The sequence below is a fragment of the Microbacterium sp. W4I4 genome (assembly GCF_030816235.1).
Taxonomy (GTDB): domain Bacteria; phylum Actinomycetota; class Actinomycetes; order Actinomycetales; family Microbacteriaceae; genus Microbacterium.
Genome location: NZ_JAUSXT010000001.1, coordinates 902769 through 923134, shown reverse-complemented (window position 1 = coordinate 923134; position 20366 = coordinate 902769). Strand labels below are relative to the sequence as shown.

Genomic DNA, 20366 nt, shown 5'->3' with positions numbered 1-20366 from the left:
CGGCGACCTCGTCAGCGCTGCGACGTGCGGCGGACGTACCCGCCGTCTTCGAGCCCGGCTTCGATCTCGAAGCGATTCCGCAGCGCGTCGCGGCCTGCGAACAGGTAGAGGAACGGCATCAGGAAGCCGTATCGCAACCACTGCTGCTTGTGCACCGCCTCATGCCGGAGCACCGCGTCGGACGGTTCGATGTCACCGGTCAGGTAGCAGCCTCCCACGCACACGCCCCCGCGACCGTACGACCACTGCGGAAGACCACGGAACACCCACAGTCCGCCCCGACGTTCGACAGGGCCGGTGCTCCAGAGCGACCCCCACACCCAGCCGACCGAAGTGCCCCACCAGTAGCCGAGGCGACTGATCGGCGAACGCAGCAGGAATGCAGGGATGCGCCGATCCGAGCGACGTCCTCGCACCAGGATGCGCTCCGCCTCGCCGCGCCAGTCGGCGTTCACGCCACGGCGCCGATGAGTCGCAGGATCGCACCCATGTCCTGCACGGCATGGGCGGGGCTGCGCGGGGCGAATCCCGAGATCGTCGCCCCCGCGAGGGGGAACTCGGCTCGAACCTGCTTGATCGCCGACACCAGCGCACTGGTGGATACGCCGAACGGGGCGGCTTCGGAGACGCCCTCGAATTCCGCAGGGTCGATCACATCGACGTCGATGTGCACCCAGACCCGTGTGGCGCCGGTGGCGCGCACCGCTGCGACGACGGCATCCGGGTCCTGCGCGTCCTCGGGGGTGAGGGTCGTGATCGATGAGAGCGGATCCTGCTCGCTCTCGTCGATGCTGCGAGCGCCGAGCAGGACGACGTGCTCGGCGGGAACCGCCGGGGAGAGCGCCAGCTGAGGCTCGCCCTCTCCGAGAACCGCGCGCAGGGCCATCCCGGAGAACGAGCCGGAGGGGGACGTGGAGGGATCGTTGAGATCGGGGTGCGCATCGCACCAGAGCACGGCGGTGTCCGCGTGGTCGACGGCCGAGAGCGCGAACGCGGTCACGCTGCAGTCGCCGCCGATCAGGACGGTCTGCTCACCGGCATCCGACATGTTCTCAGCGACCAGGTCGCGCACCCGCAGCAGCGAGCTGAGTCGCCGCACGCCGGTGCCCAGCGACTCGCCGGCTTCGAGGGGCACGTCCAGCACGGTGGTGTCCTTGCGCGGCAGATCGCCGGCGATCGCGTTCGCGCCGTCGACCAGAAGCATGGCGCGGGCGGCAGGGGAGCCCTGCCACTGCGGGACGATGAGGAATCGGGTCATGGGATCCAGCTCTGAGGAGGGAGGGGCGGATGCCGGAGTGCGGCATCCGCCCGTCCGATCACTCTGATTCGATGGCTGCCTGCGGCTTGCCCGACTTGAGCTCGGCGAGGCGGGCTTCCACCTCGGTGAGCTCGCCGAGGTCCTCGAGGCTCTCGAACTGCGCGTCGAGGGACGAGGCCGCGATCTCCGCCTTGCCCTGGGCGAGTGCTTCCTGGCGGCGGATCTTGTCCTCGAAACGACCGAGCTCGCTGGTCGGGTCGAGCACGTTGATCGAGCCGATGGCGTCCTGCACCTTGGTCTGGGCCTCGGCGACCTTGGCGCGTGCGAGCAGCTCGCTGCGCTTGGTCTTGAGCTCGCCGAGCTTGTCCTTCATGCCGTTCAGGCCGCTCTTGAGCTTGTCGACGATCTCGGTCTGCGACGCGATCTGCGGCTCCGAGGCGCGGGCCTCGCGCTCCGAGCTGATCTGGCGCTGCAGGGCGATCTTGGCGAGGCTGTCGAACTTGTCGGCATCCGCGGTGCTGCCCGAGCCGCGAAGCTCATCGGCCTTGCGGCTGGCGGCCAGTGCCTTGTTGCCCCACTCTCCTGCGGAGCGGACGTCTTCCTCGTGGTCGCGCTCGAGCAGACGCAGGTTGCCGATCGTCTCGGCGATCGCCGACTCGGCATCCGCGATGTTGTTCGTGTAGTCGCGGACGAGCTGATCGATCATCTTCTGCGGGTCCTCGGCCTGGTCGAGGAGCGAGTTGATGTTCGCACGGACGAGCGTGGAGATGCGTCCGAAGATGGATTCCTTGGCCATTTGTGATTCCTTTTCTTATCGGATGGTTGTCGTGACGTGTGTAGGAATGTGTCTGGTGTCAGAGGTGAACGCGGTTCAGAATGCGCCTCCGCCTCCGCTGCTGCCGCCGAAGCCACCGCCTCCGCCGCCGAACCCGCCGACGGAGAAGCCGCCTCCGCCGCTGCCTCCGCCGCCGAAGAATCCGCCTCCGCCGCTGCTGCCGCCGAAGCCGCCCCCGCCACCGCCGAAGATGCCGCCTCCGCCTCCGCCTCCGCCTCCGCCGCCGCCCCAGCCGCCTCCGCCGCGGCCGGTGGCCTGACCGATGAGGATGCCGCCGAGGAGTGCACCGAGGTTGTCGTTGCCGCGACCGCCGCCGCCGAAGCCGCCACCGCCCCAGCTGTTGACATCGTTCTGGGCGAGACGCAGTGCGTCGCTGGCGAGCCGGTCCGCGTTCTGAGCCTGCGCGAGCGCCTGCACCGGGTCGGACTGGGCGATACGACGCGCCTCCGTCACCGCGGCCTGCGCCTGGGACAGGCGGGTGCGTGCCGGGGAGGAGACGCCGCCGCGGTTGTTCTGGATGAACTGCTCGGCGGTGGAGATCTGGATGTCGGCGCGCTGGACGGCATCCGCGAGCATGCTGCGCGCGTGCTCGATCTTCGCCTGCTCGTCGCGCACATGGGCGATGACGGCGTCGATCGAAGTGTTCGCCGCCTCGAGGATGCGCAGCGCGGCGATCGGGTCGCGCCCGGTCGACGCGAGCACGCCCTGTGCCTGCTGGACGCCCTGCTGCGTGGCGGATACGGCCTGGGCGACTGCGCCCTGCGCGTCAGGCAGCGCCTGGGCGGTCTGCACATCGGTGCTCAGATCGGCGATCAGCGCCTTCGCGCGGGTCTCTGCGGCGTTGAGATCGTTCTGCAGCTTCTCGACGGCATCCTCGAGTTGAGTCGCCTGCTGCACGGCGCCTTCGGCGGCGCGTACCGCGACGGCGGCGTCGCCGGTGCTGCCGGCTGCCAGCGCCTGCTCGGCGGCCTGGATCTGCGTGTCGGTGAACGAGATGCGCGAGCGTGCCTGAGCGGGATTCTCGCTGACCGACGAGTACGCGTCCGCGGCATAGCTCGAGGTGAGCGCGGCGAGGATCTGATCTGCCCGGTCGACCTCGGCACCGGCCGCAGCGCGCAGCTGCCGGACGTTCTCCAGTGCGGCAGGCGCGTTCTGCTCCAGCTTGCGCAGTTCGTCGAAGTCGGCCTTGCGTTCTTCGAGCACCTGCGTGGACTCCGAGCACAGCTGCAGGATGCGGTCGTACCACTCCTGCTTCTGCTGATCGGTGTCGGGGATCTCGTCGTCGAGTTTCTGCTGCAGGGAGAACGCCTCGTCGAGGTTCTTGCGCGACGTCTCGAGAGCGGTGACGAACTCGCCGATCACGTCGTCGCCGAACTGCGCGCGGGCGTACTCCATCTCCTGCTCGCTGGTGCGGACGAGGTCGTCGGTGCGCACGAGCGCGATGCTGGCCTGCTGCGAGGTCTGGGCGAGGGCCGCCTGGCGCTTCGCGTTCTCCGCGGCGCGCTTGCGTGCTCGGCGCACCAGCAGTACGGACACGATCACGATGACCGCGATCACGACGATGATGCCGAACACCATCCATCCCTGTGCGGCGCGCTGGGGTGCCAGCACGTAGATGTCGTACGCCTCGTCGGCGCCGGCGACGACGGCATGGCTGAAGTCGCTGTCCGAGAGGTCGGGGCGCATCGCGGACAGGATGTCGTCGCGCTCGGAGGTGCTCATGCGACCGTCATCGGGACGGTACATCGTGTACGTGCGACCCTCGGTGGCGACCGAGATCAGATACTGATCAGCGCGGAAGCCATTGCCCTGGGCGGTCGCCGTGGTCCAGTCCTCCATCACCGAAGGGTCGGTGTACTGGGGGATCATCACGAAGAAGAGGTCGATGCCGGCCTCGGAGCGCAGCTTCGCGAGCGTGCTCTCGGCCTGCTCGCGGTCCGCGGCGGAGACGACATCGCTGTGGTCGGTGATGGGTCCGTCGAGCGGCCCGGGAGCCGTCGCGGACGCCGCGCTCAGAGAGAGCCCGCCCAGGATCGTGCCCAGCACGATCGCGGCCATGGCCAGCCACCGATTCCTCATAGTGATCCCTCCGACCGGCAGCCGCTCCCCATGGCACGAGTCTATGCATTGAGGCCGACACGCGACAGCATCCGAACGGCCTTCACCGTTCGCCCGTAGCGGAGGCACATACGCTGGAGGGCATGGACGACAGGTACGGCGGCGATGTGCTCGCGGCAGGATGGCGGGATCGCGGAACCGTGAAGGCGAGCGACGTGCCCGCCGAGATGGATCTCGTCGTCGAGGTCGCCGAAGACGGCTACTGCGGCGCGATCACCCGCGTGGAGTCCGGACTGGTCGAGCTGGAGGACTGGAAGGGGCGCCGGCGCAGCTTCCCGCTCGGCGGCGGTTTCCTCGTCGAGGGCAAGCCTGTCCGTCTGGTCGTGCCCGCAGCGAAGCCACAGGGCACGCGGCGCACCGCATCCGGTTCCTTCACCGTCGCCGACGACCGCGCGAAGGTCGCGTTGCCCAGTCGCATCCTCGTCGAGGGTCGGCACGACGCCGAGCTCGTCGAGAAGGTGTGGGGCGCCGACCTGCGGGTCGAGGGCGTCGTGGTGGAGTACCTGCAGGGCATCGACCTGCTGGAGGATCTGCTCACGGAGGCGCCGCCGAGCGCCGAGCGCCGCTACGGCGTGCTGGTCGATCACCTCGTGCCCGGCTCCAAGGAGACCCGGATGGTCGAGCAGATCCTGCGCGGCCCGCACGGGGCGCACCTGAAGATCGTGGGCCACCCCTTCATCGATGTCTGGCAGTGCGTGACGCCGTCGGCGATGGGCATTCGTGCCTGGCCGCAGATCCCGCGCGGCACGGATTGGAAGACGGGCATCTGCCGGGCGTTCGGCTGGCCCGCCGAGGAACAGGCCGACATCGCCCGCGCCTGGCAGCGCATCCTCTCCCGCGTGACGACCTTCCGCGACCTGGAGCCGTCGCTGCTCGGCCGGGTCGAAGAGCTCATCGACTTCGTCACGGATCCCGTCTCATGAGCGGCAGATCCCGCGGATACCCTGGAGGGATGTCAGAACCCCGCACCTTCCGTGAAGAACCGGTCTCCTTCGTGCGCCGCAGCGGCCGCATGTCCGAGGCTCAGGAGCGGGCCTTCGAAGAACTCGCACCCTTCTACCTGTTCGACGTCGCCCGCGACGTCGCCTTCACCTCGGTGCACCCGGAAGCCCGGCTGGAGCCGGCATCCGTCTACGGACGCACCGCGCCGCTGACCGTGGAGATCGGTTCCGGGCAGGGACACGCGATCATCGCCGCGGCCACAGCGAATCCTGACACCGACTTCCTGGCCGTCGAGGTCTTCCGAGCCGGTCTCGCGCGCACCATGTTGGATGCAGACAAGGCCGATGCGCGCAACCTGCGCCTCGTGGAGGCCAACGCGCCCGAGGTGCTCTCCACGCTGCTGCCGGAGGCTGCGGCATCCGAGGTCTGGATCTTCTTCCCCGACCCGTGGCACAAGAAGCGCCACACCAAGCGACGGCTGGTTCGTCCGGGCTTCCCCGAGACGGCTGCGCGCGCACTGGCCGATGGCGGGGTGCTTCGCCTCGCCACCGACTGGGAGGACTACGCGCTGCAGATGCGCGAGGTGCTCGATGACGCGCCGGAGTTCGAGCGCGCCTTCGACGGCGAGTGGGCCGAGCGCTTCGACGGGCGCGTGATGACCGCGTTCGAACGCAAGGGCATCACCAAGGGTCGCGACATCCGAGACCTCGCCTACCGCAGGGTTCCGCGGGGGTGACCTCCGCAGCCTGGCGCCGGCTCGGCCCCGCCGTGCTCGTGTGCCTGGCGGCGCCCGCGTTCTTCGTGCTCGGCTGGACCTGGGTCGGCTGGGCGCTGATCGCCGTCGGTGTCGGATCGGCCGCGCTGGTGGATCGGGGCGCGCCGCGGACCGTCACCGTCTCGGTCGGAAGCCGGCCGACGTGGGAGATCGGGCAGAAGCGGATGCCGTCGCTCACCCGGGATCTCGCACTGATCGCGCTCGGCATGCTGATCGTGCACGCCATCTCGCTCGAGGCGCAGCTCGACAACCTCGCGATGCTGCGCTTCACGCTCGCGCTCGGGGGAGCGGTGCTCGTTCCCTACCTCCTGTCGCGGTTCGCATTCCGCGATCGAGCCATCTCGTTCCCGTGGCGGGCGCATCGGCGCTGGAACCGCTGGCAGTGGGGCTGGCTGCTCGCCGTGCTGGTGCTGGGCTGGCTGATCCTGCCGTTCTACTTCATCACCAGCGGCGTCTATGAGAACTGGCCGGTCGTGGACACGCCCGAACTGATCGCGCGGCTCTTCGTCGGGGTCGGCGCTGTCGGCATCTGGGACGAGCTGTTCTTCATCTGCACGGTGTTCGCGCTGCTGCGCCGGCACTTCCCGGACGCGCTCGCGAACATGCTGCAGATGATCGTGTTCGTGTCGTTCCTGTGGGAGCTCGGCTACCGGGAATGGGGCCCGGCGCTCACCATCCCGTTCGCGCTGCTGCAGGGCTGGATCTTCCTGCGCACCCACTCGCTGGCCTACGTCGTCACGGTGCATCTGCTCTTCGACGCGGTCGTTTTCGCCGTGCTCGTGCATGCGCACAACCCCGGGTTGCTCCCGGTGTTCCTCGTCTGACGGAGGAGAATCGGCACATGCTGATCACTGGCCTCGTCTTCGCCGCCCTCGCCGCCGCGATCCACGTCTACATCTTCGTGCTGGAGTCGGTGCGCTGGACGCATCCCGCCACCCGTCGCGTCTTCGGCGTGGGCAGCGCCGAGGAGGCCGAGACGACGCGCGCGCTCGCGTTCAACCAGGGCTTCTACAACCTGTTCCTCGCGATCGCCGGTCTCCTCGGCGTGGTGCTCGTGATCGCCGGATCCACGACGGTCGGCGCGACCCTCGTGCTCGCCGCGACGGGCATGATGCTGGCCGCGTCCCTCGTGCTCGTGCTGTCCGACGGCACCAAGCTGCGCGCGGCCGCCGTCCAGGGCGTTCTGCCGCTGCTGGCCGTCATCGCCGTGAGCATCGGAATCGCCTGAAACCTGCGGCTGCAGAGGGCTTCGCGGTGCGCGGGATCGGGATCCGAAGCTGATAGGCTCGATGGGTTCGCCTCCGTAGCTCAGTGGATAGAGCGCCGGTTTCCGGTACCGTAGGTCGCAGGTTCGACTCCTGTCGGGGGCACGAACGCAAGAGGGGCTGCCCGGAGGGCGGCCCCTCTTCGTATGAGTGCTCCGACGCCCCGCAGCGGCGCGTCTGTCAACCCGCTGGTCTCCTGCCGCGCTCGGCGTGAGAATGCGCTCAGGGACGGTGAGAGGAGCACACCATGCGCAAGCACTTCAGGGTCGGGGATCACGTCACGTGGAACTCCGAGGCGGGCCACGTGAGCGGCCGCATCTCGAAGGTGCACACCGCCGACTTCGACTACAAGGGTCACACGCACCGGGCGAGTGACGACGACCCGCAGTACGAGATCAAAAGCGACAGGACCGACCACGTCGCCGCGCACAAGGGCAGTGCGCTGACGCTCATCGATGACTGAGATCCTCACTGTCGGCCACTCCACGCATCCGCTGGACGAGTTCCTCGCCCTGCTGAAAGAGGCCGAGGTGGGCGCGATCGTCGATGTGCGACGTCTGCCCGGCTCCGACAGGTACCCCTGGTTCAACCAGGACGTCCTGAGCACAAGCCTGGGCGAGGCCGGCATCCGCTATTCCCACGTCGCCGAGCTCGCCGGCCGCCGGCCGATCCAGCACGACGTGCCTGATGAGGTGAACGCACTCTGGCGCAACCGCAGCTTCCACAACTACGCCGACTACGCGATGGGTTCGGACTTCGCCCGCGGTCTCGACGATCTCATCGAGCGGGCGAATGCGCAGCATCCGCCCGCCGTGATGTGCTCCGAGGCGGTCTGGTGGCGCTGCCACCGACGCCTCATCGCCGATCACCTGCTGGCCCGCGGCATCCCCGTCGGCCATCTCATGCCCGACGGGCGGATCGCCGAGGCCGAGCTCACGCCGGGGAGCGGTCATCCGCGACGGTGCAGTGGAGTACCCCGCGGCTACTTCACCGGCTTCGGCCGGCTCCCATCGGCAGCCGTGACCGGTGCCGTGCTGAAGCGCTCGAGAGCCTCGAACACCTTGCTCGCGAGGAACTCGTGTCCGGCGTCGGTGGGATGCTTGCGGCCCGCGCCGACGTCGATCAACCGCAGATAGTTCTCCGGTGTGATCCATTTCTCCTGGACGGGGGAGATGTACCACCAGGCGCGCTCGGCGGCAAGAACCGAGAGGTCATGGTCGATGCGCGCCGTCGACGCCCCGACGGGCAGCTCGTGCGGGGCGGGGCCCAGCACCACGATCGGCACGTCGGGGAACTTCGCCGTCAGCGCGTTCCAGGCGGCGTTGACCGCTCCGGGGAACGCCGCGGCATTCTCACGCCGGTCGTTGATGGACCCCTCGATGAGGATCAGGTCCGGCGCGATCGTGGCATCCAGTGCCCTGATCCGCGTCAGGTAATCGGGGCCGTCGAGGCCGGGCTTCTGATACCCGCTGCCGCGGACACCGTCCACGACGGTGGTGCCGTCGATCAGATCCGCGAGCAGGTAGGCGTATCCGCTCGTGGGAGGATTCGCCGCCGAGCCGTAGGTCCACGAGTCGCCGAACACGAGCACCTTCGGGTGCTCGGGCAGTGCCAGCGCGGCGGGGGAGATGCCGTCCTGCGCGGCCGCGACCGGGGCCGTCTCCGCCGGCGGCATCCAGGGGCGCGCGATACCCAGGAACACGGTGAGCGCGACCGCCAGCGCACTCACGACCGCGAGGGCCGTGCGGCGCCGTCGGGTCGGCCGGTGCAGGGTCATGGGACGAGAGTAGGTCATCGCGGGACGGATGCGAATTCCGCCGCGATCGGCATGCAGAACTCCCCTCCAGTGCGGGGCTGAAGGGGAGTTCTGACGGGCATCGGATGCTACTTCGAGGTGCCCTGGGAGACGGAGCCCTGCAGCTGACGCTGGAACAGGACGTACACGATCAGCACCGGGATGATCGTGATCATCACCGCAGCGAACATCTGGCCGAAATCGAGAGCGTAGCCAGCGGAGGAGGCGTAGGACGCCATGCCCTGCGAGAGAACCCAGTTCTCCTTGTTCGTGTTCAACGAGATCGGCAGCAGGAACTGGTTCCACAGGCCCAGGAAGTTCATGATCGCCACTGCGGCCATGCCGGGCCTGGCCATCGGGAGCATCACCTGGAAGAACGTGCGCCACTCGCCGGCGCCGTCCACATACGCCGCTTCCTGGATCTCGTAGGACAGCGACTTGAAGAACGAGAACAGGAAGAACACCGTGAACGGCAGCGCGAATGCCACATAGGTGAGGATCAGACCCGGCAGCGTGTTCAGCAGTCCCATGCCCTGCAGGATGAAGAACAGCGGCACGATGGCGAGGAACACCGGGAACGTCAGGCCCGCGAGCATCAGGTAGTAGATGATCCGGCTGCCCGGCAGCGAGAAGCGCGCCAGCACGTACGCGCACATGGCGCCCAGCACCATGACCGCGACCAGCGAGACGCCCACGACGATGACGGTGTTCAGGAACATCTGCCCGAAGGCGTTGTCGACCCACGCGCTGACGTAGTTCTCGAAGTTCCAGTTCGCGGGCAGTCCGAACGGCGACGCGAAGATCTCCTTGGTGGTCTTGAACGAGCCGATCAAGGTCCACAGCATCGGCAGGATGACGACGAGGGCCCAGATGCCCATCACCACGTGCGAGACGCCGGCGACCGCCTTGTCGCTGCTCGTCGACTTGGTCCTGCGGGGCAGGGGAGCAGATTTCCGTCCGCGTTCGACGGTGACCGCGACGCGCGTCTCGGTACTCATGCTCGACCTCCTTCGTCTTTGCCGCCGATCAGGCGGAACACACCGATGACGAGCGCGGCGAACAGCAGGGTGATCACGGCGAGGACCACGCCCATCGCGGTGGCGAGGCCGAACTGGCCCTTCTCGAAGGCGGTGCGGAACAGGTACTGGCTCATCACCAGGGTGCTGTTTCCCGGTCCGCCCGTCGAGTTCAGACCGACCATGTAGACGAAGGCATCCAGGGCCATGATGCCCAGGTAGATGTAGGCCGTCTGGACGTTGTCGCGCATCTGCGGCAGCAGGATCGAGGTCACGGTGCGGAACCGGCCGGCTCCATCGATGCGCGCGGCCTCGAGCGTCTCGGAGGGGATGCCCTTGATCGCCGCGATGAACAGGATCATGTAGAAGCCGACCATGCTCCAGACGATCACGAAGATCGTGGCGCCCATGGCGGTGCGCTCATCGCCGAGCCATGAGGGCTGGTCCTGCACGCCGAAGATGCCCAGGATGCCGTTGAGCAGGCCACCGCTGGGGGTGTAGATCATGTTCCACAGGATCGCGATGACGATCGCGGGGATGACGTACGGGAAGAAGGAGATGACCCGGTAGAAGCTGGATGCCTGCAGCCCGCGCACCTGTCCGCTGCTGGGGCCTCCCACGGTGATCATGCTGGCGAAGACCAGAGCGATCACGATCGTGATCAGAGGCACGATGATCGCCAGGATGATGTTGTTGAGCATCGCCCGCATGAAGATCGGGTCGTTGAAGAGCTTGACGAAGTTGTCGACGCCGACGAACCCCATGACATCGGAGAAGCCGGTCCAGTTCGTCATCGAGTAGTACAGGGCCTGCACGAACGGCGAGATCACGAAGATCAGGAAGATCGCCAGCGGCAGCAGCAGGAAGACGGCGATGAACGAGACGTAGTCGAAGGTCAGCTTGCGGTGCCGCCCGAGGCGGGGCGGCTTGCGCCGCCCCGCCCGGACTGCGGTGACCGCGGCCGTCTCAAGCCCCGGTCCACCGCTGACGGTGGAATAGCTCACTTGATCTCGATCTTGGTGACCGAGCTGTCCTCACGCACCTTGTCCGTCAGGCCCTGCAGCTGCTTGGTGATCTCGGCGACCGTCATCTTGCCGTCCAGGAACGAGTTCCAGATGGGCAGCTGGTCGGAGTTCATGCCGTACAGGTTGAACGACTTGATGGTGAAGACGTTCTCGCCGGCCGAGGCGAGCATCTCGGACTGCGAGACGAGCGCCGTCGAGCCGAAGCCGTCGGCAGGGACCGTGTCCTTGACGATCGTCGGAGCCAGCTTGTTCTTGGCGAACGCGGTGGCCGACTCCTTCGACAGCATGGTGCGCAGCAGCTCCTTGCCACCGGCGACGTTCTTCGCCTTCTTCGGAACGATGAACGGTTCGCCGGCCTCGGCGCGCATGGTGCCCGCCGGGGTGGTCTGGCTGGTGTCGAGAGGAAGCTCCGGGAAGCCCTTCATCTTGAAGTCGTCCGCGGTTGTCTTCTTCATCTCGTTCTCGATCCACGAACCCGAGGGGTACAGCAGCGCCTCCTGGTCCAGGCTCCACTGAGCCTGCGCCTGGGTGAACTGCGTGCCGCCGCCGCCGGGCTTGACGTAGCCCGAGGCGATCAGGTCGTGGAGGATCTCGAGGATGCCCTGGATCGCGGGGTGCGACCAGGCCTTCGCATCGAGGTTCTCCAGCGGGAGGCGCACGTCGTCGCCGGCCTGGATGACAGCGGAGTCCACGACCATGGTCTGGTAGTAGGTCGCCGCCTCCTTGCCCCACAGGAAGAGGTACTTGCCCTTGGCCTTCGCCTTCTCGCCGAGCGCCTTGAGATCCTGCCACGACTTCGGCACGTCCCAGCCGTTCTCCTCGAACAGGCTGGAGGAGTACCAGATGCCGTAGACGGTCATGACGTAGTTCAGCGCCACGAACTTGCCGTCGAAGGTACCCGGGGCCTTGACGCCGCCGAACAGCGTGTCGCTGATCTTGGTGCCTTCCAGGTTGTTCGAGTCCAGGACGTCGTCGAGCGTCTCGAGCTGGTCCAGGATCGTGTTCCAGCCGATCGAGTTGGCACCCGAGTTGTCGATGAGGTCCGGCGGGTTGCCGCCGACGAAGCGGGGCTGCAGCTCCTGGGCGATCTTGGTGGACGACGCGACCTTGACGGACACGCCGCCGAGCTTCTTGTTGTCCTGCATGATCTTCGCCGACGTCTCGACGTAGTCGATGCCGTAGCCGCCGTCGAAGATGACCGCGTCGACCTTCGAGTTCGCTGCGACGCCGAAGGGGTTGTCAGCGGAGACCTTGCCCGCGTCGGTGCCCCCGCCGCCGCCTCCGCCGCCAGACGGCGCGGCGCACGAGGCGAGTGTGGCGCCGAACGGCAGCAGCAGCGCAGCCGTGGCCGCGCCGCGCAGCAGGTTGCGCCGGCTGATGGATGCGTCTTTGAGTTCCATCTTCATACCTTCCGTAGTGATCTGTTCGGTGTGTGGGTGTCGGGTCCTTCGACGAGCTCAGGGACCCAGGATGAGCTCGAAGGATCAAGCTCCCCGTCGGATGCGGCCCGCATAACGGTCCTCAAGGACGGAGTTGTGGTCATCGCCGCCGGGGATGTTGGCGGAGATGTACATCGGGGGAGTGTCGCCGCGCTCGGCGATGGTGCGCGCGGCGCCGAGAGTGAGCAGCTGCGCGATGAAGGCGGCGGTGATCGATGAGATCGCGCCGGCGCCGATGCCGCCGCCGAGTTCGAGAGTGGCGTCGCCGTACGGGGCGAGGTTGTCGATGACGACATCCGCGATCTCGCTGAGACGCTTGCCGCTCGGGTGCTTCGGCTCGACGCGGGAGGTGTGCTCCAGGCTGGTGACGGCGATCACCTTGTGGCCGCGCTCCTGCGCCCACAGCGCCGTGCCGACGATGGAGCCGTTGACTCCGGAGTTCGAGGCGATCAGGAACACATCCGCATCGTTCACCGGCACGGTCGCCATCAGCTCGTCGACGACCCACGGCTCGCGCTCCAGTGACCCGGTCAGAACGTCGACGCCGCGGTCGCCGTGCATGACGATGTCGCGCAGCGCGAAGCGGTTGGTCGGGATCAGCCCACCGGCACGCCCGGCGATCTCCATCGCGAAGGCCTCGGAGTGTCCTGTGCCGAAGGCCTGGATCACGCCGCCGCCGTCCAGTGCCTCGACCATCAGCGCGATGGCCGTGTCGAGGGCGCCCGCTTCGGCGTCGGCGGCGAGCCGCTCGAGTCGGACGGTCGCCTCTCGCAGCAGGTCGGTTGCGGTTGCGGTCATCGGGACTCCTCAGGGACGAGAGCGGTCTTGGCGGGGCGCGGCGGTCGGCGATGGGCCGAGACGGCCATCGCGCTCGCCGCGAGGTGGGTGGATGCGTCGGCGAACATCTGCTGTGCGACCAGCAGGTACAGCAGGTCGAGCACCAGCAGCTGCGAGTGCTTGACCGACAGGTCGTCGGGGCGCAGATACCGTGACGGCTCGGCCGTGGCCAGTGAGACGTCGGCGATGCCGGCGAGCCAGGAGTCCGCGTCGTGAGTGATGGCGACGGTGAAGGCACCGGCCGCACCGGCCTGGGAGAGCATCTGCACCGTCTCGTCCGTGCGTCCCGTGCTCGAGATCCCGACGGCGACGGAGCGGGCATCCTGCATCACGGCACTGGTGAGGCCCTCATGCACGTCGGACCAGGCGTGGGCGTTCACGCCGATGCGGTAGAGCCGTCCCTGGAACTCGCGGGCGATGATGCCGCTTCCGCCCACGCCGTAGATGTCGACGTGACGGGATGCGGCCACGGCATTGGCGACCTGCATGACGCCGTCCATGTCGAGGCGGGCCGCTGTGCTCTCCAGGCTGTCCACATGCAGCGCGACGAGCGTCTGCAGCACCTTGCCGGGGCCATCCGTGGAGCCGAACTCCTCGCCGATGTCGGCGTGCCAGCTCTCGTTGGCATCTCCGCGGCCGATCTCGCTGGCCACGCCGACGCGGAACTGCGTGTACCCGTCGAAGCCGATCGCACGGCAGAAGCGCGTGACGGTGGCGGGAGAGGTGCCCGCCCGATCGGCGAGCTCGGTGATGGTCAACTCCACAGGGGCGGCGGGATGCACGGTGACGACATCGGCGATCTTGCTCATCGCCGTCGGCATCGTGTGGCGACCGGCCGCGATGCGGCGCGCGATCGTCATTCCGTTGCCGAAGTCCTTGGTCCGTGGCACCATTGCCTCCTGAATTCCCTCTCGGGTTTTTCTCGTTGAGATGAAAACTATTCTCACGTGACGAAAACGTCAAATAGGACAGCATCACGAATGAGTCACGAATCTCTTCTGCTCGGCATCGATGCCGGCGGAACCTCGACCCGAGCCGTGCTGACGGACCATCGCGGAGAGTGCTTCGGGTACGGCGTGGGAGGGCGGGGCAACCCCATCTCGGCGGGGCCGGAAAGGGCCGCGGACGGTGTGCTGGACGCCATCGAGAAGGCGCTCTCCGGGACGGAGCTCGCGCTCGCCGATGTGCCGGTGATCGTGGCGGCGATGGCAGGGATGCGAGCCGCCGGCGGGCCGGAATGGCTGCAGGATCGGCTGGTCGCGAAGGGATTCTCCGGACGACTCGTCTTCGAGTCGGATCTCCTGGCGACATACTTCAGCGGCGCGGCATCCGCGTTCGGCTATGCGCTGGTGTCGGGAACGGGCGCATGCGTCATCCGCGTGCAGGACGGCCGGATCGACGCGGTGGGCGACGGGCTGGGCTGGCTGCTCGGTGACCGGGGCAGCGGCTTCTGGATCGGTCACGCGATCGCGCGTGCTGCCGTGCAGGATCTCGACGGGACAGGACCCGCGACGACCCTGACGGATCGGGTCCTCGCGCACTACGGCCTCGAGCGCACCGAGGTGTACGAGCAGGGCAGACGGCGCGAACTCGAAAGGCTCGTCGGCGCGCTGTACGCGCCGCCGCCCATCGAGCTCGCGGCGCTCGCACCGCTCGCCTTCGAGGAGCCGGATGCCGAGGCGCCGGATGCCGTGGCCCACAGCATCCTCGCCGCCGCCGGTGAGCACCTGGCCGACACGCTCACCGCGGTGCTGCGCGGCGACGGACCCCTCGTGATCGGCGGAAGCGTTCTGGCGCGCACGAGCCCGGTGCGCGACGCCTTTCTCGCACGCCTCGGCGCGAGGGCGGACGGGCTCGATCTGCGTCCGGTCGGCGATGGGGCGGTCGGCGCCGCCGTGCTCGCTGTGCGAGCAGCCGGTGGAGCTCCGGACGACGCGATTCTCGCTCGTCTGACCGAGACGGTCGGCGAGTTCCGCTGACGGACGAGCGGGCCCCGGACGCCCAGGCATCGGGCCGTAGACTGGTGAGTCTATGAATCCTGAAGCCCTCTCCGCAGCCGTCCTCGCCGTTCTCGTCCCGATCGCGGCCGAGCGACGCCCCGAAGAGGAGCTCGGGCTCACGGCATCCGACATCGTCCTGGATCGCCCGCGCAATCGCGATCACGGCGACTGGGCCACCAACGTCGCCATGCGCTTCGCCAAGCGTCTGGGGACGAACCCACGCGAGCTCGCACAGCAGATCGCCGACGGCCTCACCGAGGTCGACGGCATCGCCGGCGTCGAGGTGGCGGGCCCCGGATTCATCAACATCCGTCTGGAGGCCGCGGCCGCCGGCGCCCTCGCCAAGACCATCGTCGACGCGGGAGAGGCCTACGGGACCAACGACTCGCAGGCCGGCGTATCGGTGAACGTCGAGTTCGTCTCGGCGAATCCCACCGGCCCGCTGCACATCGCCCACACCCGCTGGGCGGCGCTCGGCGACTCGATCGTCCGGCTGCTCCTGGCCAGCGGCGCCCATGCCGTCCGGGAGTACTACATCAACGACGCCGGTGCGCAGATGGAGCGCTTCGCGCAGTCGGTGCTCGCCGCGGCGAAGGGCGAGCCGACCCCCGAAGGCGGCTACCCGGGCGCCTACATCGGCGAGCTCGCGCAGCGGGTGCTGGCCGCGCACCCCGGTCTGCTGGATCTGCCGGAGGACGAGCAGCTGGTCGTCGCCCGCGACCAGGCGTACGAGTACCAGCTGGCCGAGATCAAGAACTCCCTCGCGCGCTTCAACGTGCCCTTCGACGTGTGGTTCTCCGAGCGCACTCTGCACGCCGCATCCGAGGACGGCGGTCCGAGCCTGATCGATGGCGCCATCGATCGCCTGCGCGCGCAGGGCCACGTGTTCGACGAGGAGGGCGCCGTCTGGGTGCGCACCACCGACTTCACGGATGACAAGGACCGCGTCATCCGCCGTTCCAACGGCGAGTTCACCTACTTCGCCGCCGACGCGGCGTACTACCTGAACAAGGGCGACCGCGGCTTCCAGAACAAGATCTACCTGCTGGGCGCCGACCACCACGGCTACGTGAACCGGCTCAAGGCCGTCGCAGGCGCCGCCGGCGAGGACCCGGAGAAGAACATCCAGGTGCTGATCGGTCAGATGGTCTCGATCAACGGCGCCCGCCTGTCCAAGCGCGCGGGCAACATCATCGAGATGGACGACCTGCTCGACTGGCTGGGCCCGGACGCGCTGCGGTACTCGCTGGAGCGCTCGCCGGCCGACTCGCCCCTGGACCTGGACCCCGAGCTCCTGCAGAAGCGCACCAACGACAACCCGGTCTTCTACGTGCAGTACGCGCACGCGCGCACCCACAACGTCGCGCGCAATGCGGCCGACTCGGCCGTGGACCGCTCGGAGTTCGCTCCCGAGCTGCTCACCCACGAGACCGAGAGTGCCCTGCTGGGCGCTCTGCAGGAATTCCCGCGCCTGGTGGCCTTCGCCGCTTCGGTGCGCGAACCGCACCGCATCGCGCGGTACCTGGAGGAGCTCGCCGGCCTGTACCACCGCTGGTACGACAGCTGCCGGGTCATCCCCAAGGGCGATGACCCGATCGAGACCGTGCACCGCACCCGTCTGTGGCTGAACGACGCCTCCGGCCAGGTGTTCCGCAACGGTCTGGGCCTGCTGGGTGTGTCGGCACCCGAGCGGATGTGACATGACGGCGCCGGCGGTGACCAGGACCAGACGGGCGCGCTGGCCGTGGGTGCTGCTGATCGCGGTGGTGGTGCTGGTCGCTCTGGCTGTGGCGGCCGAGCTGGTCGCCCGCGCCGTGCTGCCGGGTATCGTGCGCTCGATCGTGATCGAGCAGCTGGATCTTCCCTCCGATCAGCAGCTCGAGGTGCAGGCGTCAGGCGTGCTGCTTCCGCAGCTGCTCACCGGCACGCTCGACGAGCTGCAGCTGTCGTCGGACGAGGTGACGATCGGCGGTGTCACCGGCACCGCACATGTCACCGCGACCGGGGTGCCGCTGCGCGGCGGAGCGCTGGGGGCCGCGACCGGCACCGTCTCGATCGATCAGACGCAGTTCGCGACCCTGCTGGCGCATTCGCAGATGCCGGATGCCGCGATCGCCCTCGACGCGCCGAACGCCACGCTGCGGGGCGAGATCAGCCTGTTCGGACGCGGGATCCCGGTGGGGCTGACGGTCACTCCCGGCGCCGAGGACGGCGACCTTCTGCTCACTCCCGTGTCGGCGACGCTCGGAGGCGATGAGGTGGACCTGCAGGCACTCGCCGGGCGATTCGGCGACATCGGCGAGCGTCTCGCCGGGCCGCAGCGCCTGTGCATCGCCGATCAGCTGCCCGCGGGCATCACGCTCACCGGGCTGCGCGTCGAGGGCACCAGGGCCGTTGCCGACATCAGTGCGGACGGCCGGATCGCCGTCGATCCCGAGCTGCTCGAGAACGGCACCTGCCCGCGCTGACCGCGCTCAGTCGCGCTCGCGTGCGACCGCGTCCTGAACCCTGCGCAGCGCGGCCGTCGCGATGCGCACATCCTCCTCCGCCAGCCTCAGGTTCTGCTCCGTCAGAGTCCGGGCGCCGAACCGTTCGGCGACACGGTCGTGCTGCTCGCTCACCGACAGCGCGATGAAGGAGCAGGCGATCAGGATCGCCTGGGTGGAGAGGTTCAGCCACAGCAGCAGAGCCAGCAGGGACGCGAACGTCGCCAGCAGCGGGTTCGCCTGAGCCCCGCCCACGAACAGCCCGGACAGCTCCTGCAGGACCAGCAGGGCGGTGCCGCCGATGAGCGCACCGGACCACAGGGATCTCGCCGACGCGCGCACTCCGGACAGCATCCGGAATGCCGCCGCGATGAGCACGGCGTTCAGCGCCAGCACCACCACCAGGGAGACCCCGCGCACCGTCCATCGCACGGCGGTCGAGGAGCTCGGCAGGCCGATGGCAGCGGCCAGCGTGTCGACGACGAACCCTCCGGCGACCGTCAATGCGGCTGCCGCGACGAACGTGCCGGCGATGATGAGCGCGAGGATCACGTTGCGCAGCATCACCCGGTACCAGGCGAGGTCGGCCTGCGCGGTTCCTGCCATGCTGCGGATCGCGATGCGCAGAGAGCCGATGGCGCCGAGCCCCGAGCCGATCAGACCGATCAGGGAGACGACACCGGCGATCGACAGCCCCGCGGGGGCGGAGATGCTCGCCGGATCGACGATCCCCTCACTGTCCGCCGTCGCGATCAATCCCGGTACGGCGGCATCCACGGCGCCCACGACGGCCTCCCAGGCCGCATCGTCTCCGGACAGCCACAGTGCGGCAATCGAGAAGCCCAGCAGCACGGCGGCGAAGACACTGAAGAGAGCGCGATACGTCACGGCATCCGCCAGCACCGGACCTCGGCGTCCCGCGTAGCGCAGCACCGCCCGCACCAGCCGCCACCGCAGCAGCCAGGCGATCACCCCCGATGCGATGCGCGAGAAGAGCCCTGGACGCCCGGCTGCGGTTCGGCTGCTCATCTGCATCACCATAGTCACCGCGCGGAACATGACCAGGCGCGTCGCGGCGATGTCCTAGAATCGGGTCATCCTCGCCGAGCGCCCGTTGCCCGGGGAGACCATCCCAAGATTGGTGTTCCGTGCAGTCAGCCGTCTCCTCGCCCGCCCCGGGATGGCTCGCCGTCCCCGACGACGCCGACGACCTGGTCCCCGCGGTCTGGCCTGCTTCCGCCGAGCGCGGTCCGGACGGAGAACTGATCATCGGCGGTGTGTCCGCTGACGCGCTCGTGCGCACCTACGGCACGCCGCTGCAGGTGATCGACGAGGGCGAGGTGCGCCGTCGCGCCTCCGGCATCCGCGCCGCCTTCGACACCGCAGCCGCCGCGAACGGCACGACAGCCCGCGTCTACTACGCGGGCAAGGCCCTGCTGAACACGACGATCGTGCGCTGGGTGATGGAGGAAGGACTCAATCTCGACGTCTGCACCGGAGGCGAGCTGGAGGTCGCGCTCGCCGGGGGAGCGGATGCCGCACGCCTGGGCTTCCACGGGAACAACAAGTCGGTGGCGGAGCTCGAGCGGGCGGTCGAGGTCGGCGTCGGCACCATAGTCATCGACAGCGAGATCGAGATCGAACGCCTCGCGGCGATCGTGGCACGCACCGGCGCATCGCAGCGCGTCATGCTGCGCGTCAACAGCGGCGTGCACGCCGAGACCCACGACTTCCTCGCCACCGCGCACGAAGACCAGAAGTTCGGCACCGCGCTGGACAGCGCACCGGGCCTCGTCGCCCGGATCCGTGAGATCGAGGGGCTGGACTTCGTCGGACTGCACTGCCACATCGGTTCGCAGATCTTCGGCGTCGCCGGGTTCCGCGAGTCCGCGGCCCGCGTGCTCGACCTGCACCAGGAGCTTCTCGCCGGCGGCGACATCCCCGAGCTGAACCTGGGAGGCGGATTCGGCATCGCCTACACCCGCGTCGACACCCCCGAGCCGATCGAGAACCTCGCCGAGGGCATCGTCTCGGCCGTCGCGGAGGGGTGTGCCGCTCGCGGCATCAGCATCCCCGCGCTGTCCTTCGAGCCCGGCCGCGCGATCGTCGGCAACGCCGGCATCACCCTGTACGAGGTCGGCACCATCAAGGACGTCGCGCTCGAGAACGGCAGCCGCCGCTACGTGAGCGTGGACGGCGGGATGAGCGACAACGCCCGGCCCGCCCTGTACGGCGCGGAGTTCTCGGCGCGGCTGGCCGCACGCCTCGGCGATGCGGACCCCGTGCTCGTGCGCGTCGTCGGCCGGCACTGCGAATCCGGCGACATCGTCGTCGATCACGAATACCTCCCGGGCGACGTCGCACCCGGCGACCTGCTCGCGGTCGCTGCAACCGGCGCCTACTGCGCGCCGCTCTCGAGCAACTACAACCATGTTCCCCGCCCGCCGATCGTCGCCGTGAACGGCGGCGAGTCCCGCGTGATCGTACGCGGCGAGAGCCTCTCCGATCTGCTGGCGCGTGACGCCGGCATCGAGAGGTGACCCGGCCGGGAGCAGGGCGCGCGATCGTCGCCGCC

Annotated in this window: 20 protein-coding genes, 1 tRNA gene and 1 pseudogene; 11 read left to right on the top strand and 11 right to left on the bottom strand. The window is 68.5% G+C overall.

Annotated elements, in window-relative coordinates:
* Positions 1 to 11: 11 nt before the first annotated feature.
* The 4 genes from QF046_RS04420 to QF046_RS04405 form a co-directional block, all read right to left on the bottom strand.
* Complete coding sequence (locus QF046_RS04420; protein ID WP_307366609.1) at positions 12 to 455, bottom strand: Fe-S oxidoreductase; 444 nt, start codon at positions 453 to 455, stop codon at positions 12 to 14.
* Positions 452 to 1258, bottom strand: a complete 807-nt coding sequence (locus QF046_RS04415; protein ID WP_307366608.1) for an arginase family protein — start codon at positions 1256 to 1258, stop codon at positions 452 to 454. The genes QF046_RS04420 and QF046_RS04415 overlap by 4 nt, the downstream gene beginning before the upstream one ends.
* Positions 1259 to 1316: 58 nt before the next feature.
* Positions 1317 to 2054, bottom strand: coding sequence for a PspA/IM30 family protein (locus QF046_RS04410; RefSeq protein ID WP_307366606.1), 738 nt, complete (start codon positions 2052 to 2054; stop codon positions 1317 to 1319).
* Positions 2055 to 2129: 75 nt separating this feature from the next.
* Complete coding sequence (locus tag QF046_RS04405; RefSeq protein ID WP_307366604.1) at positions 2130 to 4172, bottom strand: TPM domain-containing protein; 2043 nt, start codon at positions 4170 to 4172, stop codon at positions 2130 to 2132.
* 122 nt (positions 4173 to 4294) lie between these two features.
* On the opposite strand from QF046_RS04405, the gene QF046_RS04400 reads away from it, so the two are divergent.
* The 7 genes and pseudogenes from QF046_RS04400 to QF046_RS04370 all read left to right on the top strand — a co-directional run.
* Entirely contained in the window at positions 4295 to 5134 is an 840-nt protein-coding gene (locus tag QF046_RS04400; protein ID WP_307366601.1) for a DUF3097 domain-containing protein, read from the top strand.
* A 29-nt stretch (positions 5135 to 5163) separates the two neighbouring features.
* Entirely contained in the window at positions 5164 to 5889 is a 726-nt protein-coding gene (trmB, locus tag QF046_RS04395) for a tRNA (guanosine(46)-N7)-methyltransferase TrmB (protein ID WP_307366599.1), read from the top strand.
* Entirely contained in the window at positions 5886 to 6752 is an 867-nt protein-coding gene (locus QF046_RS04390; RefSeq protein WP_307366597.1) for a type II CAAX prenyl endopeptidase Rce1 family protein, read from the top strand. Before trmB ends, QF046_RS04390 begins: the two co-directional genes overlap by 4 nt.
* 17 nt (positions 6753 to 6769) lie before the next feature.
* Positions 6770 to 7156, top strand: coding sequence for a DUF1304 domain-containing protein (locus tag QF046_RS04385; RefSeq protein WP_307366595.1), 387 nt, complete (start codon positions 6770 to 6772; stop codon positions 7154 to 7156).
* A 69-nt stretch (positions 7157 to 7225) separates the two neighbouring features.
* Positions 7226 to 7298: transfer RNA gene (locus tag QF046_RS04380), tRNA-Arg, on the top strand.
* 142 nt (positions 7299 to 7440) lie between these two features.
* Positions 7441 to 7656, top strand: a complete 216-nt coding sequence (locus tag QF046_RS04375) for a DUF2945 domain-containing protein (RefSeq protein ID WP_307366593.1) — start codon at positions 7441 to 7443, stop codon at positions 7654 to 7656.
* Positions 7649 to 8005, top strand: a pseudogene (locus QF046_RS04370) (DUF488 family protein); the annotation flags it as partial. The gene QF046_RS04375 and the pseudogene QF046_RS04370, both read left to right, overlap by 8 nt.
* A 170-nt stretch (positions 8006 to 8175) precedes the next feature.
* On the opposite strand, the gene QF046_RS04365 reads toward QF046_RS04370, so the two are convergent.
* From QF046_RS04365 to QF046_RS04340, 6 genes are all read right to left on the bottom strand, one after another.
* The gene (locus QF046_RS04365) at positions 8176 to 8970 is read right to left on the bottom strand and encodes an SGNH/GDSL hydrolase family protein (protein ID WP_307366591.1); all 795 of its coding nucleotides are present in this window, start codon (positions 8968 to 8970) and stop codon (positions 8176 to 8178) included.
* A gap of 107 nt (positions 8971 to 9077) precedes the next feature.
* Entirely contained in the window at positions 9078 to 9986 is a 909-nt protein-coding gene (locus tag QF046_RS04360) for a carbohydrate ABC transporter permease (protein WP_307366589.1), read from the bottom strand.
* Positions 9983 to 11008: a carbohydrate ABC transporter permease gene (locus QF046_RS04355; protein WP_307366587.1), complete on the bottom strand. Its 1026-nt coding sequence runs from the start codon at positions 11006 to 11008 to the stop codon at positions 9983 to 9985. Before QF046_RS04355 ends, QF046_RS04360 begins: the two co-directional genes overlap by 4 nt.
* A complete protein-coding gene (ngcE, locus tag QF046_RS04350) occupies positions 11005 to 12429 on the bottom strand; it encodes an N-acetylglucosamine/diacetylchitobiose ABC transporter substrate-binding protein (protein ID WP_307366585.1) in 1425 nt (474 codons plus the stop codon). Before ngcE ends, QF046_RS04355 begins: the two co-directional genes overlap by 4 nt.
* A gap of 84 nt (positions 12430 to 12513) precedes the next feature.
* Positions 12514 to 13266 (bottom strand): SIS domain-containing protein, encoded by a 753-nt coding sequence (locus QF046_RS04345; RefSeq protein WP_307366583.1) that lies wholly within the window; start codon positions 13264 to 13266, stop codon positions 12514 to 12516.
* Positions 13263 to 14198, bottom strand: coding sequence for a MurR/RpiR family transcriptional regulator (locus tag QF046_RS04340; protein ID WP_307366581.1), 936 nt, complete (start codon positions 14196 to 14198; stop codon positions 13263 to 13265). The genes QF046_RS04345 and QF046_RS04340 overlap by 4 nt, the downstream gene beginning before the upstream one ends.
* Positions 14199 to 14285: 87 nt before the next feature.
* On the opposite strand from QF046_RS04340, the gene QF046_RS04335 reads away from it, so the two are divergent.
* From QF046_RS04335 to QF046_RS04325, 3 genes are read left to right on the top strand one after another with little or no spacing between them, the layout of a single operon-like run.
* The gene (locus QF046_RS04335; RefSeq protein WP_307366579.1) at positions 14286 to 15284 is read left to right on the top strand and encodes an N-acetylglucosamine kinase; all 999 of its coding nucleotides are present in this window, start codon (positions 14286 to 14288) and stop codon (positions 15282 to 15284) included.
* 52 nt (positions 15285 to 15336) lie between these two features.
* The gene (gene argS, locus QF046_RS04330) at positions 15337 to 17004 is read left to right on the top strand and encodes an arginine--tRNA ligase (protein WP_307366577.1); all 1668 of its coding nucleotides are present in this window, start codon (positions 15337 to 15339) and stop codon (positions 17002 to 17004) included.
* Positions 17005 to 17020: 16 nt separating this feature from the next.
* Complete coding sequence (locus QF046_RS04325; protein WP_307366575.1) at positions 17021 to 17773, top strand: DUF2993 domain-containing protein; 753 nt, start codon at positions 17021 to 17023, stop codon at positions 17771 to 17773.
* Positions 17774 to 17779: 6 nt separating this feature from the next.
* Here the strand turns inward: QF046_RS04325 and QF046_RS04320 are convergent, their stop codons facing one another.
* Positions 17780 to 18820, bottom strand: a complete 1041-nt coding sequence (locus QF046_RS04320; RefSeq protein ID WP_307366571.1) for a YihY/virulence factor BrkB family protein — start codon at positions 18818 to 18820, stop codon at positions 17780 to 17782.
* Positions 18821 to 18939: 119 nt separating this feature from the next.
* Here QF046_RS04320 and lysA point away from each other — a divergent pair, with 119 nt between their 5' ends.
* A complete protein-coding gene (gene lysA, locus QF046_RS04315) occupies positions 18940 to 20331 on the top strand; it encodes a diaminopimelate decarboxylase (protein WP_307366568.1) in 1392 nt (463 codons plus the stop codon).
* Positions 20332 to 20366: the final 35 nt, after the last annotated feature.

What these genes read in the sequence shown, in the direction of transcription:
- QF046_RS04415 (WP_307366608.1), bottom strand. Translation starts at nt 1,258, where the DNA reads ATGACCCGATTCCTCATCGTCCCGCAGTGGCAGGGCTCCCCTGCCGCC.
- QF046_RS04410 (WP_307366606.1), bottom strand. Translation starts at nt 2,054, where the DNA reads ATGGCCAAGGAATCCATCTTCGGACGCATCTCCACGCTCGTCCGTGCG.
- QF046_RS04405 (WP_307366604.1), bottom strand. Translation starts at nt 4,172, where the DNA reads ATGAGGAATCGGTGGCTGGCCATGGCCGCGATCGTGCTGGGCACGATC.
- QF046_RS04400 (WP_307366601.1), top strand. Translation starts at nt 4,295, where the DNA reads ATGGACGACAGGTACGGCGGCGATGTGCTCGCGGCAGGATGGCGGGAT.
- trmB (WP_307366599.1), top strand. Translation starts at nt 5,164, where the DNA reads ATGTCAGAACCCCGCACCTTCCGTGAAGAACCGGTCTCCTTCGTGCGC.
- QF046_RS04385 (WP_307366595.1), top strand. Translation starts at nt 6,770, where the DNA reads ATGCTGATCACTGGCCTCGTCTTCGCCGCCCTCGCCGCCGCGATCCAC.
- QF046_RS04375 (WP_307366593.1), top strand. Translation starts at nt 7,441, where the DNA reads ATGCGCAAGCACTTCAGGGTCGGGGATCACGTCACGTGGAACTCCGAG.
- QF046_RS04365 (WP_307366591.1), bottom strand. Translation starts at nt 8,970, where the DNA reads ATGACCCTGCACCGGCCGACCCGACGGCGCCGCACGGCCCTCGCGGTC.
- QF046_RS04360 (WP_307366589.1), bottom strand. Translation starts at nt 9,986, where the DNA reads ATGAGTACCGAGACGCGCGTCGCGGTCACCGTCGAACGCGGACGGAAA.
- ngcE (WP_307366585.1), bottom strand. Translation starts at nt 12,429, where the DNA reads ATGGAACTCAAAGACGCATCCATCAGCCGGCGCAACCTGCTGCGCGGC.
- QF046_RS04345 (WP_307366583.1), bottom strand. Translation starts at nt 13,266, where the DNA reads ATGACCGCAACCGCAACCGACCTGCTGCGAGAGGCGACCGTCCGACTC.
- QF046_RS04340 (WP_307366581.1), bottom strand. Translation starts at nt 14,198, where the DNA reads ATGGTGCCACGGACCAAGGACTTCGGCAACGGAATGACGATCGCGCGC.
- QF046_RS04335 (WP_307366579.1), top strand. Translation starts at nt 14,286, where the DNA reads ATGAGTCACGAATCTCTTCTGCTCGGCATCGATGCCGGCGGAACCTCG.
- argS (WP_307366577.1), top strand. Translation starts at nt 15,337, where the DNA reads ATGAATCCTGAAGCCCTCTCCGCAGCCGTCCTCGCCGTTCTCGTCCCG.
- QF046_RS04320 (WP_307366571.1), bottom strand. Translation starts at nt 18,820, where the DNA reads ATGAGCAGCCGAACCGCAGCCGGGCGTCCAGGGCTCTTCTCGCGCATC.